Below are 12,239 nucleotides of genomic sequence, written 5' to 3' on the forward strand. Positions count from 1 at the left end.
GCGCGCGATAATAGCATAATTCAAACGGCTACCAGCCACTTCCGCCAGCTTGCCTGCACCAGCGCGCGCTCTTTGCTAAAACACGTCTGCGCCACATGACCGGGAAGCTCCTGCAACGCCAGGTGGTGCAGTTCATCACGCAGTGTGGTGTAGGCTACCGTCAGCGCCTGCGCTTCGTGTTCATCCATAATGCCGTTTTGCGCCAGAAGCTCCAGGATGCGCACGTTATCAGACCAGCGCGTTAATTTAGGTTTTTCATGAGCGTAGCGCAGTACCAGATATTGCGCGATAAACTCAATATCCGTAATACCGCCTTCATCAGCTTTAATATCAAAACGATCGCGATGCTTATTGCCGAGATGCGCCCGCATTTTCTCGCGCATTTCACGCACTTCAGTCTGCAATGTCTTGCCGTCGCGCGCCGTCGTCATGATAGTGCGGCGCACCGTATCAAACTGTGAGGTAAGCTGCGGGTCGCCATATACCACGCGAGCGCGTACCAATGCCTGATGTTCCCAGGTCCAGGCTTCATGCTGCTGATAATCGGCAAACGCGTCCGCTGAAGTCACCAGCATTCCCGCCGCGCCAGAGGGGCGTAGACGCGCATCCACCTCATACAAAATGCCGGAGGAGGTGCGCGTACTGAACAGATGCATAATGCGCTGCGCCAGGCGCAGATAAAACTGCCGCCCGTCGATTTCGCGTTCGCCGTTGGTCATGACGTCCATCGGACAGTCATGCAGGAAGATGAGATCCAGATCGGAACTGTAGCCCAGCTCCCATCCGCCCAACTTGCCATAACCGACAACCGCAAACCCCCGCCCCTGGCGCTCGTCCAGATGCGCTGGCTGACCATAACGCGCAACCATTTGCGTCCACGCCTGCTGCACCACAGCATCAATCATCGCCTCCGCCAGCCATGTGAGGTGATCGCTCACTTTCATCACCGGCAGCGTACCGGCAATATCCGCCGCCGCAATCCGCAAAAGCTGTGCCTGTTTAAACTGGCGTAATGCCTCCAGTTGTTGCTCTTCGTCCTCTTCCGGCACGCGCAGCAAATACTGGCGTAATTCGTCGCGGTAAGCGTCGGTAGCCGTCGGCTGATAAAGCGTGCCGGGGTCGAGCAGTTCATCAAGCAACAACGGATAACGCGCCAGTTGGCTCGCTATCATTGGCGAAGCGGCGCAGAGCATAATCAGGTGTTTCAGCGCGCCAGGAAATTCGCTCAGCAGCTCCAGATAGGTGGTGCGAGTGACAATCCCCGCCAGCAACGGCGTTATCCGCGATAGCGTAACAGCGGCGTCTTCGCGAGAACAGACATCAGCAAGCAGGTGCGGCATCAGTTGGTCCAGCACTTGCCGCCCGCGCGGGCCGATAGGGCGTTTATCCAGTTCCTTACGGAAGTCAGCGATGAGGGTCAGAACCTGTCGCCGATCCTCATCGGCTAAATGCGCCAGCACTAGCGTCGAATCATCCTCCTGTAGCGCATCCTGCCATACTTCACGCCACGGCTCTGAACGTTCTTCCTCCTGCGGGGTATCGGCTTCATCATCGCCAATTAATTCGTTGAATACGCGGCGTACATTAGCCATATGATCCGTCAGTTCGCCAACAAGCTGCGGCCAGTTCTCCGCCTTCATTCCCCAGGCCAGCCGCGCCCGATTCAGATCGTCGGCAGGCAACGTTTGCGTCTGTTCGTCATTGATGCTTTGCAGCAGATTCTCCAGACGACGTAGAAAAAGATAGGCCACGCGCAGTTGCGCCACGTCATTCTCAGGCAGCAAATGCAGCGCAGCGATAGCATCCAGCGTTGGCAGTAACGAACGCGACTGTAGCGACGGCTCGCGCCCGCCGCGGATGAGCTGGAATACCTGCACGATAAACTCAATTTCACGAATACCGCCCGCGCCAAGTTTAATGTTGTCTTTCAAACCGCGGCGTCGCACTTCGCGGGCGATCATCCCTTTCATATTACGTAGCGACTGGATGACACTGAAATCGATATAGCGGCGGAAAACGAAAGGCCGCAGCATGGCGCGTAATTCACGAGACCAGGCGTCGTCGTTATCGCCCATTAGCCGCGCTTTCACCATGGCGTAGCGTTCCCAGTCGCGTCCTTGCTCCTGATAGTAATCCTCCAGCGCGGCAAAACTCAGTACCAGCGGGCCGCTGTCGCCAAACGGTCGCAGGCGCATGTCCACCCGATAGACAAAACCATCCATTGTGGGCTGATCCAGCGCTTTGATCAGCCGCTGCCCGAGACGCGTAAAAAACTGGGCGTTATCGAGTTCACGACGCCCGCCCCGGGTCTCGCCATGTTCCGGCCAGGCGAAAATCAGATCGATATCAGACGAAAAATTCAGTTCGCCGCCGCCCAGCTTGCCCATGCCTAAAATCAACAGCGGCTGCGGAACGCCCTGCGGGTTACAGGGGGTTCCCCATTCGCGGCAACAGGCGGCATACAGCCAGTCGCGCGCCCCCACAATGAGCGTCTCCGCCAGATGGCTCAACTGTTGTAAAATAGTCTCATCGTCCACCAGCGACAGCGTCTGCGCCCAGGCGATGCGTACCATGATGCGACGACGAAAAAACCTCAGTTCACGCATCAGCGAGGCGTCGTCACAGACACCTGCCAACGCCTCCTGTAACCAGCCAGCATAATGTCGCCATTCATCAGCCTGCGGCGATGCGGATTCCAGTTCGGCAAGCCACTCCGGATGCGCTATCACGCTATCCAGCGCAAAATCGCTAAATGTAAGTACTGACTTCGCCTGCACGCTAAGCGATGTCTCAGTAAATCCTTCTGGTAGGCGCTCAACAACGGTCTGCCAGTACTGCGATAAGGGTGAAGAGAGCGGCGTCATTTAGGGGATATCCTTTAAATAATGCCGGATGGCGGCGTTTCGCCTGATCCGGCCTACAAGTCCGCATACCGTAAGCCTGATAAGCGCAGCGTCATCAGGCGCTTTCTACGGTTCTGATTATCGTTTTCCGCTGTGCAACCAGAACGGCTGCTGGTTAATGGCCTCATTACGGAAATGTTCAATTTCAATACGTTGCCCGGTAATAATAGCGTGACGCAATCCCTGCCAGTTCTCCAGCCATGCCTGCGCGATCATCGCATCATAATACCCGGCCAGCAATAAAACGCTGTCGATATCGCGAGTCAAACGCGGCAGCTGGTCGCGATACTTATCACCCAGAGGTTGTCCAAAAACTTTTTTTAATTCAGCAGCATGACGAGAAAGATGAATGTCGGCGAAACGCTTAAAAGAATCGGCCATTTTGGCCTGCGCCTTCGCGTCCAGAAATGGCTGCCAGGCTTTCGTCACCAGCCATTCCGTCAATGCCAGTTTCGCCATCGCCGTTTGCGTACTATAAACGGCTGTGACGGCGGACACCGCGGATGTCATCGTCGCTTCCGCCTGGGTAAGTAGATCACGTAAGTGAGCGCTCGCTTTACGTGGAACAATGCCACCAAAAAGCATTAAGGCATGGCGCACTAATCCCATAGCATCCAGCACGTGTTCTTTCGCCGACTCGTCGCCGCGCAGCCAGAGCTCTTCATGGTACTGCCACTGTGACAACGCCAGATCCAGCGAGGCCTCCAGCCCTTGCTCTACCGTGGCTTTCGCGGCAGTCCGCAGAATTGCCGTTGGTGTATTCTCTCGCGGCGCATTCCCCTGCGCCAGGTGATAACCTCGCGCCGCCTTACTCAGACTGCCCTGACGCAAACCGGTTTGCGACAGCAGTTGCTTCGCCAGTTTTAACACGGCGCGCGTATCGCCGCGAAGCAACTCAAGCTCCAGCTCACAAATCGGTTCGGCAAACTCGCCCGCTTTTACGTCGCCGAGATCGAGCGCAATTTCAATCCTGCTGCCGTCAACGTCCAGACACCATTTTTCCCGGTAAAAATCGGTACTGAACAGCGGCTGTACGTTTGATGCCAGGCCAGCGGGCAGGTTGCCATCAGGCCAGACCTCCGCCGGAAGTTGCGTCAGATCCAGCACGGGTTCGCTTAGCGCGACATTGTATTCGGGTCGCTGGTGCAGCCCGCCCGTTACCCGGCCGGCAATTTTCATGGTCATTTCATAGCGCCCATTTTCACCACGAATACGCAGCCCCATATCATGGCGGCGTAGCCAGTTATCAGGCGTTTCGAAGTAGATATTCAGCAACTGGCTGGGCGCATGATGCTCGCCGCCGAGCGTATGAAGATGATTTCGCAGCGCATCTACGGCGTCGTGATTGACGATAAACTTTAATTCGATTTCCTGAGCCATGGCCTTGTACTTATGGGTTATGTCACATCTGGGAAGATTCTTGGCGAACTTACCCGCATTATTTTTGTCAGTAGATAGTATTTTGCGCCAAATTGCCATGCAACGAGCAATTTGACGGGCGTAAAAGTTTGACGTAGCGGCAAAGGCGACACAGATGATTCCGATTGATGTCGACTACTTTGCGTAGCGACACTGATGCCGTTACTATCGTTCCACTTTCTCTGACAATAACGACAGCCTGATGCCAAAATTACGCCTGATTGGACTAACTTTACTTGCGCTTAGCGCCACCGCCGTCTCTCATGCTGAAGAGACGCGTTACGTTTCTGATGAACTGAATACCTGGGTCCGCAGCGGTCCGGGAGATAATTATCGCCTTGTGGGTACCGTCAACGCCGGCGAGGAAGTCACGCTCTTACAGAGCGATGCCAACTATGGTCAAATTAAAGACAGTTCTGGTCGTACTGCCTGGATACCGTTAAAAGAACTGAATACTACGCCAAGCCTGCGTACCCGCGTGCCGGATCTGGAAAATCAGGTCAAAACGTTGACCGATAAACTCAACAATATTGATACCACGTGGAATCAGCGCACCGCCGATATGCAGCAGAAAGTGGCGCAAAGCGACAGCGTCATCAACGGGCTAAAAGAAGAGAACCAGAAGCTGAAAAACGAGCTGATTGTCGCGCAGAAAAAAGTTAGCGCCGCGAATCTGCAACTGGATGACAAACAGCGCACCATTATTATGCAGTGGTTTATGTATGGCGGCGGCGTATTGGGTATTGGCTTGCTGTTAGGGCTGGTGCTGCCGCATATGATCCCAAGCCGTAAACGCAAAGACCGCTGGATGAACTAAATCGCCTTCTCTGCGGCACTGTCTTATCATTAGAGGATGATCGTTTTTAAAAGGAAAGTGGCGTGAAGATTTATCTGGTCGGTGGTGCGGTTCGGGATGCGTTGTTAGGGCTACCGGTTAAAGATAAAGATTGGGTCGTTGTCGGCGCCACGCCGCAGGAGATGCTTGATGCGGGCTACCAGCAGGTAGGCCGTGATTTTCCTGTGTTTCTCCATCCGCAAACTCACGAAGAATACGCGCTGGCGCGTACTGAGCGTAAATCCGGTTCCGGCTACACGGGCTTCACCTGTTATGCCGCGCCGGACGTTACCCTGGAAGCCGATCTCCAGCGTCGCGATCTGACCATTAATGCTCTGGCGCGCGACGATGACGGACAGATTATCGACCCTTACCACGGGCGCCGGGATCTGGAGGCGCGTCTACTGCGCCATGTCTCTCCCGCGTTTGGCGAAGATCCCTTGCGCGTATTGCGCGTGGCGCGTTTTGCCGCCCGTTACGCCCATCTTAGTTTCCGTATCGCCGATGAAACACTGGCGCTAATGCGCGAAATGACCGCGGCAGGCGAGCTGGAACATCTGACGCCGGAACGGGTATGGAAAGAGACGGAAAATGCGCTTACCACCCGCAATCCGCAGGTTTACTTCCAGGTATTGCGCGACTGCGGCGCCCTGCGCGTCCTGTTTCCGGAAATCGACGCCCTGTTTGGCGTACCCGCGCCGGCAAAGTGGCATCCGGAAATTGATACCGGAGTTCATACGCTGATGACGCTGTCGATGGCCGCTATGCTCAGTCCGCAGCTTGATGTCCGTTTCGCCACGCTTTGTCATGATCTGGGCAAAGGCTTAACGCCGAAAAACCTCTGGCCGCGCCATCATGGCCACGGCCCGGCGGGCGTGAAACTGGTCGAACAGTTATGCCAGCGTTTGCGCGTCCCCAATGACCTGCGTGATTTAGCTAAACTGGTCGCCGAGTACCACGATCTGATCCACACCTTTCCGATACTCCAGCCGAAAACGATCGTTAAGCTGTTTGACGCCATTGATGCATGGCGTAAACCGCAGCGCGTCGAGCAGATTGCGCTGACCAGCGAAGCCGATGTCCGTGGACGTACCGGCTTTGAAGCGTCGGATTACCCGCAGGGGCGCTGGCTGCGCGAAGCCTGGCAGGTGGCGCAGGCGGTACCGACGAAAGAGGTGGTGGAGGCCGGATTTAAGGGCATTGAGATTCGCGAGGAGCTGACGAAGCGACGAATTGCAGCGGTCGCCAACTGGAAAGAGAAGCGCTGCCCGAACCCCGCCAGCTAAACGCCATCCGGCACGATAAATTGCCTGATGGCGCTGCGCTTATCAGACCGACAAAACAGTTAGGCCGGACAAGGCGGTACGCCGCCATCCGGCACGGTCAATCATCAGAAGAAGACGACGTAAACGGCAGCCGCCACCACAAAGCGGTAAATCGCAAACGGAATAAACGAGATACGCTTAATCAGTTGCAGGAAGGTCTTGATGGCGATCAGCGCCACCACAAACGCCGTCACAAAGCCCACTGCGAACATCGGAATATCCGCTGCGGTCAGGAATGACCAACTTTTGTAGAGATCCAGAACCGTTGCGCCCATCATCATCGGCACAGCCAGTAAGAACGAGAACTCAGAGGCGGCGTAACGGCTGACGCCCATCAGCATCCCACCGGAAATGGTCGCTCCGGAACGCGAGAAGCCCGGCCACAGCGCCAGACACTGGAAACAGCCAATCATAAACGCCTGACGATACGTCATATCATCCAGCCCCGGCGCGCGCGGTTCTTTCGGCTTCAGGCACTCGGCGGCAATCAGCAACAGACCGCCTACCACCAGCGCGTACATCACGTTAATCGGGTTAAATAGCGACTTGATCGTGTCATGAAAGACTAACCCCAGCACCACCGCCGGAATCATGCCCAGCAGGATGTGAATCAACGTTAATCGACCTTTACTTTCACCTTCACGCTGTAGCGGGCGGCCAAAGTGAATACCGATGAGGCCAAACAACCGCCGCCAGAACATCACCACGACCGCCAGAATAGATCCAAGTTGAATCACCACTTCGAATGTCTTGGCCGTATCGCCTTCAAACCCCAGCAGATGACCCACAATAATCATATGGCCCGTGCTGGATACCGGCAAAAACTCCGTCAATCCTTCGACCACACCCAAAATTGCCGCTATCAGCAGCGAGTGCATATCGCTCATCAATAAACCCCTAAAATGAAAAACACTGCAAAAATGGATCTCGCGTTAAGACCCCATATATAACCGTTTGGTTTAAAAAATATAAAATTATTTATTTTTATTTCAGATTATTGCCACGCTCAATAATTACCCCTACGTTCGCCGCGCGCGCGACGGCGCCAGGCTTGCTCAGTTTGATGCGAACCCACGGAGAATTGAATCGGCTAAGCAGCAGATCCGCCACCTCTTCCGCCACGCGCTCGACCAGAGCAAAACGCCCGCCTTCGACATGATTTATCACCGTGTCGGCGATATCCGCATAACTTAGACAATCTGCGACATCATCGCTTTTCGCCGACTTGCGGTTATCCCATGCCATTTCGATATCGAACACCAGTTTTTGCTCGATAGTCTGTTCCCAGTCGTAAACACCGATAGTGGTGATTACCGAAAGTTGCTCTATAAATACAATATCCATCACGACCTGCCTGCTTTTTGGCTAACCCGGATACCACTTCCGGCGAAATGTGCGTATTATCCACAGAAATAGTAAATAAAACGACACTTTCAATACGGAACAGCTTATGAGTGCAATCGCGCCTGGAATGATCCTCTTCGCGTACCTCTGCGGCTCAATTTCCAGTGCCATTCTGGTTTGCCGCATCGCCGGGCTGCCCGATCCGCGTGAAAGCGGCTCCGGCAACCCGGGCGCGACGAACGTATTACGAATCGGTGGCAAGGGAGCGGCTGTCGCGGTACTTATTTTTGACATCCTTAAAGGCATGTTGCCCGTCTGGGGCGCGTATGCGTTAGGCGTTACCCCTTTCTGGCTTGGGCTTATCGCTATCGCCGCCTGTCTGGGGCATATCTGGCCGGTCTTTTTTGGCTTTAAAGGTGGGAAAGGCGTAGCAACCGCATTTGGCGCCATTGCGCCCATCGGCTGGGATTTAACCGGCGTCATGGCTGGCACCTGGCTGCTTACGGTCCTGTTAAGCGGTTATTCATCGTTAGGGGCGATTGTCAGCGCCTTGATTGCGCCGTTTTACGTCTGGTGGTTTAAACCGCAGTTCACCTTCCCGGTGTCGATGCTGTCATGTCTCATTTTGCTGCGCCATCATGACAACATCCAGCGTCTGTGGCGTCGACAGGAGACGAAAATCTGGACGAAGCTGAAAAAGAAACGCCAGAAAGATTGAGCTGGAACTGCGTCTGGAAGAGGGCCTCAACCGTCTGGGGATCGGCTCACAAGGGTTGACCGGCAATAGCTCGGTGATGGGCGTACATATCGAATCCGCCGCGCGTCACCCTTCCACCATTGGCGTGGTTAGGCGCGATTTTCGGCCTGATCTTCCTGGTGCTGCTGATCGTCTCCAGGCTGTTGTGGATGCCCATCGTTTTGCTGTAAATCCGTTGGGGCGGCATGATGTCGCCCCCTTTTTCCGCTTTTACGCCGCCGGCAGCTCGGCCAGCGGCCAGCGCGGACGTACCGTTACGCCAAGATCCGCCGTAACACCCGCCTTAAACCGCACCATTCCGGCATAGGCGATCATCGCCCCGTTGTCAGTACAAAACTCCGGGCGCGCATAGAACACTTCGCCGCGGCGTTTTTGCATCATTTCGGCAAGCTTCGCGCGCAGCGTGCGGTTAGCGCTGACGCCGCCCGCCATGACCAGACGCTTAAAACCGGTGCTTTCCAGCGCGCGCTTGCACTTGATCATCAGCGTATCCACGACCGCATCTTCAAAAGCGCGCGCGATATCAGCGCGAGTTTGTTCGTCGTCGCCATTACTACGAATGGTGTTAGCTGCAAAGGTTTTCAGACCGGAAAAACTAAAATCCAGCCCCGGGCGATCGGTCATCGGGCGCGGAAAGACAAAACGTCCCGCCGTCCCCTGCGACGCCATTTTCGACAGCATCGGGCCGCCAGGATAATCCAGCCCCAACAATTTGGCGGTTTTATCAAACGCTTCACCGGCGGCATCGTCAATCGACTCTCCCAGCAGTTCGTACTGACCGATTCCGGTCACGCTAATGAGCTGCGTATGTCCGCCGGAGACCAGTAGCGCCACAAACGGGAATTCCGGAGGGTTATCTTCCAGCATCGGCGCCAGCAGATGACCTTCCATATGGTGTACAGGAATGGCCGGCACATTCCAGGCAAATGCCAACGAACGCCCGACGGTTGCGCCGACCAGCAGCGCGCCGACCAGGCCCGGGCCTGCGGTATAGGCCACCGCGTCGATATCGCTCGCCGTCAGACCGGCTTCTTTTAATGCCGCCTGAATCAGCGGCACGGTTTTACGCACATGATCGCGGGAAGCCAGTTCAGGCACTACGCCGCCGTAGTCAGCATGTAATTTCACCTGACTATACAATTGGTTGGCTAACAGACCCTTTTTGTCGTCGTAAATAGCGATGCCGGTTTCATCGCAGGATGTTTCAATACCCAGTACACGCATGACTTGTTTTACCTCGCTCTAATACCGCGCAGTGTAGGTCGAATGCGGGTGGATGTATACCCTCAGTCCCGACTTCGTGTATACTCCCTCCCCTTATAAAAGTCCCTTTCAAAAAAGGCCGCGGTGCTTTACAAAGCAGCAGCAATTGCAGTAAAATTCCGCACCATTTTGAAATAAGCTGGCGTTGATGCCAGCGGCAAACCGAATTAATCAAAGGTGAGAGGCACATGCCGGTAATTAAAGTACGTGAAAACGAGCCGTTCGACGTAGCTCTGCGTCGCTTCAAGCGTTCCTGCGAAAAAGCAGGTGTTCTGGCGGAAGTTCGTCGTCGTGAGTTCTATGAAAAACCGACGACCGAACGTAAGCGCGCTAAAGCTTCTGCAGTGAAACGTCACGCGAAGAAACTGGCTCGCGAAAACGCACGCCGTACTCGTCTGTACTAATCTTTTGAGAGCGGGCTGCTCTCAATTCAGATCGAGTTGTAGTTGTAAGGCCGTGCTTCCGAAAGGAATGCGCGGCTTGTTTTCGTTTATGCATTAGCATATACACAAAATCATTCATGCTGCGTCCAGGCGGCAAGAGAGCAAGTCCCCGGCGCTTACGCAAGTCAGCGACAGGGGTGAGCGAACGTAGCCAACACTACGGCAGCCTGAAGAATGACGTGTATAAAAGGGGCATATGGCTGGACGAATCCCACGCGTATTCATTAATGACCTGCTGGCGAGAACCGATATCGTCGATCTGATCGACGTGCGCGTAAAACTCAAGAAACAGGGCAAGAACTATCACGCGTGTTGTCCATTCCATAATGAGAAAACCCCTTCTTTCACCGTAAACGGTGAAAAACAGTTTTATCACTGCTTTGGATGCGGCGCGCATGGCAATGCGATCGACTTTTTGATGAATTACGACAAGCTCGAATTTGTCGAAACCGTCGAAGAATTAGCGGCCATGCATAACCTGGAAATTCCCTATGAAGCAGGCACCGGGCTTAGCCAGATAGAGCGCCATCAACGGCAAAACCTCTATCAGTTGATGAATGGTCTGAATGACTTTTATCAGCAGTCGCTTACCCATCCTGCGGCAAAACCTGCGCGTGACTATCTGCAAAAGCGCGGTCTGAGCGCTGAAATTATTCAGCGTTTCGCCATTGGCTTCGCGCCGCCAGGGTGGGATAACGCGTTAAAGCGCTTCGGTAATAACAGCGATAACAAGGCATTGTTGCTGGATGCCGGGATGCTGGTCAATAACGAGCAGGGCAGCACTTACGATCGTTTCCGTAATCGGGTCATGTTCCCTATTCGGGACAAACGCGGCAGGGTGATTGGTTTTGGCGGCCGAGTTCTGGGGAACGACACGCCGAAATACCTTAACTCTCCGGAAACGGACATTTTCCATAAAGGCCGCCAGCTATATGGTCTTTATGAGGCTCAGCAATATAGTGCTGAACCGCAACGCTTGCTTGTGGTCGAAGGTTATATGGATGTCGTCGCACTAGCGCAATACGACATTAACTATGCGGTCGCCTCGCTGGGTACCTCAACCACGGCAGACCATATGCATATGTTATTCCGGGCGACAAACAACGTGATTTGCTGTTACGACGGCGACCGGGCTGGCCGTGATGCCGCCTGGAGAGCGCTGGAAACAGCAATGCCTTATATGACCGACGGTCGGCAGGTACGCTTTATGTTTTTACCTGACGGCGAAGACCCGGATACGCTGGTGCGTAAAGAAGGCAAGGCGGCTTTTGAAGCGCGGATGGAGCAGGCGCAGCCGCTCTCTACGTTTCTGTTTAATAGCCTCCTGCCGCAGGTGGATTTAAGCTCGCCGGATGGCAGCACGCAGTTAGCCGCGCTGGCGCTGCCGCTCATTAATCAGGTGCCTGGCGACGCGCACCGTATTCAGTTGCGCCAGACGTTGGGGCTGAAGTTAGGCATTTTCGATGATAGTCAGCTTGATCGTTTAGTGCCAAAACAGGCGGAAAGCGGCGTTTCCCGCCCGGCTCCGCAGATAAAACAGACGCCTATGCGTATACTTATAGGACTGCTGGTGCAGAACCCAAGTCTAGCGCCGCTGGTGCCGCCTTTACAAGGGCTGGCGCAGAGCAAATTACCGGGACTTAGGCTATTCTCCGAGCTGGTGAGTCTTTGTGTCGCGCAGCCGGGTCTGAACACCGGGCAGCTGTTAGAGAATTATCGCGGGACAAGTGAATACTCAACACTTGAAAAACTCTCAGCCTGGAACGATATAAGGGATGAGAATGTTGAAAAAATGTTCACCGACACGCTAAACCGAATTTTTGATGCAATGCTTGAACAGCGACTGGAAGAGCTGATAGCTCGCGATCGCACACACCGTTTAAGCAGTGAAGAACGCAGGGAGTACTGGGAAATCAGACAAGCCCTGGAAAAAAAATGAATTTAACGGCT

General features: G+C 54.5%; 10 protein-coding genes and 1 pseudogene. 6 read left to right on the forward strand and 5 right to left on the reverse strand.

The features are described 5' to 3' along the window. Window positions 1-20 precede the first annotated feature (20 nt). Together glnE and ACLJQJ_RS12780 are read right to left on the reverse strand one after the other, a co-directional pair. Window positions 21-2,864: a bifunctional [glutamate--ammonia ligase]-adenylyl-L-tyrosine phosphorylase/[glutamate--ammonia-ligase] adenylyltransferase gene (glnE, locus tag ACLJQJ_RS12775; RefSeq protein WP_063809375.1), complete on the reverse strand. Its 2,844-nt coding sequence runs from the start codon at window positions 2,862-2,864 to the stop codon at window positions 21-23. Between the two features lie 117 nt (window positions 2,865-2,981). Next, window positions 2,982-4,283 carry an inorganic triphosphatase gene (locus ACLJQJ_RS12780; protein WP_039589275.1) on the reverse strand — a complete coding sequence of 434 codons (1,302 nt, stop codon included), beginning with the start codon at window positions 4,281-4,283 and terminating at the stop codon, window positions 2,982-2,984. 241 nt (window positions 4,284-4,524) lie between these two features. Here ACLJQJ_RS12780 and ACLJQJ_RS12785 point away from each other — a divergent pair, with 241 nt between their 5' ends. Both ACLJQJ_RS12785 and ACLJQJ_RS12790 read left to right on the forward strand, forming a co-directional pair. Then, complete coding sequence (locus ACLJQJ_RS12785) at window positions 4,525-5,139, forward strand: TIGR04211 family SH3 domain-containing protein (protein ID WP_001125344.1); 615 nt, start codon at window positions 4,525-4,527, stop codon at window positions 5,137-5,139. Window positions 5,140-5,201: 62 nt separating this feature from the next. Then, window positions 5,202-6,443 carry a multifunctional CCA addition/repair protein gene (locus tag ACLJQJ_RS12790; protein ID WP_000708447.1) on the forward strand — a complete coding sequence of 414 codons (1,242 nt, stop codon included), beginning with the start codon at window positions 5,202-5,204 and terminating at the stop codon, window positions 6,441-6,443. Window positions 6,444-6,547: 104 nt separating this feature from the next. On the opposite strand, the gene bacA is transcribed toward ACLJQJ_RS12790, so the two are convergent. Together bacA and folB are read right to left on the reverse strand one after the other, a co-directional pair. Beyond that, a complete protein-coding gene (bacA, locus tag ACLJQJ_RS12795; protein ID WP_001281933.1) occupies window positions 6,548-7,369 on the reverse strand; it encodes an undecaprenyl-diphosphate phosphatase in 822 nt (273 codons plus the stop codon). 97 nt (window positions 7,370-7,466) lie between these two features. Then, the gene (folB, locus tag ACLJQJ_RS12800) at window positions 7,467-7,826 is read right to left on the reverse strand and encodes a bifunctional dihydroneopterin aldolase/7,8-dihydroneopterin epimerase (RefSeq protein WP_000355776.1); all 360 of its coding nucleotides are present in this window, start codon (window positions 7,824-7,826) and stop codon (window positions 7,467-7,469) included. 106 nt (window positions 7,827-7,932) lie between these two features. Between folB and plsY the strand changes: the two genes are divergently transcribed. Together plsY and ACLJQJ_RS12810 are read left to right on the forward strand one after the other, a co-directional pair. Beyond that, the gene (plsY, locus tag ACLJQJ_RS12805; protein ID WP_001272784.1) at window positions 7,933-8,544 is read left to right on the forward strand and encodes a glycerol-3-phosphate 1-O-acyltransferase PlsY; all 612 of its coding nucleotides are present in this window, start codon (window positions 7,933-7,935) and stop codon (window positions 8,542-8,544) included. Then, window positions 8,528-8,671 (forward strand): annotated as a pseudogene (locus ACLJQJ_RS12810) (fumarate hydratase); the annotation flags it as partial. The gene plsY and the pseudogene ACLJQJ_RS12810, both read left to right, overlap by 17 nt. A 122-nt stretch (window positions 8,672-8,793) precedes the next feature. On the opposite strand, the gene tsaD reads toward ACLJQJ_RS12810, so the two are convergent. Then, the gene (gene tsaD / locus ACLJQJ_RS12815) at window positions 8,794-9,807 is read right to left on the reverse strand and encodes a tRNA (adenosine(37)-N6)-threonylcarbamoyltransferase complex transferase subunit TsaD (RefSeq protein ID WP_001264391.1); all 1,014 of its coding nucleotides are present in this window, start codon (window positions 9,805-9,807) and stop codon (window positions 8,794-8,796) included. A 227-nt stretch (window positions 9,808-10,034) separates the two neighbouring features. On the opposite strand from tsaD, the gene rpsU reads away from it, so the two are divergent. Beyond that, window positions 10,035-10,250, forward strand: a complete 216-nt coding sequence (rpsU, locus tag ACLJQJ_RS12820) for a 30S ribosomal protein S21 (protein ID WP_001144069.1) — start codon at window positions 10,035-10,037, stop codon at window positions 10,248-10,250. 235 nt (window positions 10,251-10,485) lie between these two features. Continuing rightward, entirely contained in the window at window positions 10,486-12,228 is a 1,743-nt protein-coding gene (gene dnaG / locus ACLJQJ_RS12825) for a DNA primase (RefSeq protein ID WP_000918860.1), read from the forward strand. Window positions 12,229-12,239 lie beyond the last annotated feature (11 nt).

The sequence above is a fragment of the Salmonella sp. SAL04202 genome (assembly GCF_046550775.1).
GTDB classification, from domain to species: domain Bacteria; phylum Pseudomonadota; class Gammaproteobacteria; order Enterobacterales; family Enterobacteriaceae; genus Salmonella; species Salmonella enterica.

Bases quoted from the DNA above. Each gene is read 5' to 3' on its own strand.
- glnE (WP_063809375.1), bottom strand. From the start codon at position 2,864: ATGACGCCGCTCTCTTCACCCTTATCGCAGTACTGGCAGACCGTTGTT.
- ACLJQJ_RS12780 (WP_039589275.1), bottom strand. From the start codon at position 4,283: ATGGCTCAGGAAATCGAATTAAAGTTTATCGTCAATCACGACGCCGTA.
- ACLJQJ_RS12785 (WP_001125344.1), top strand. From the start codon at position 4,525: ATGCCAAAATTACGCCTGATTGGACTAACTTTACTTGCGCTTAGCGCC.
- bacA (WP_001281933.1), bottom strand. From the start codon at position 7,369: ATGAGCGATATGCACTCGCTGCTGATAGCGGCAATTTTGGGTGTGGTC.
- folB (WP_000355776.1), bottom strand. From the start codon at position 7,826: ATGGATATTGTATTTATAGAGCAACTTTCGGTAATCACCACTATCGGT.
- plsY (WP_001272784.1), top strand. From the start codon at position 7,933: ATGAGTGCAATCGCGCCTGGAATGATCCTCTTCGCGTACCTCTGCGGC.
- tsaD (WP_001264391.1), bottom strand. From the start codon at position 9,807: ATGCGTGTACTGGGTATTGAAACATCCTGCGATGAAACCGGCATCGCT.
- rpsU (WP_001144069.1), top strand. From the start codon at position 10,035: ATGCCGGTAATTAAAGTACGTGAAAACGAGCCGTTCGACGTAGCTCTG.
- dnaG (WP_000918860.1), top strand. From the start codon at position 10,486: ATGGCTGGACGAATCCCACGCGTATTCATTAATGACCTGCTGGCGAGA.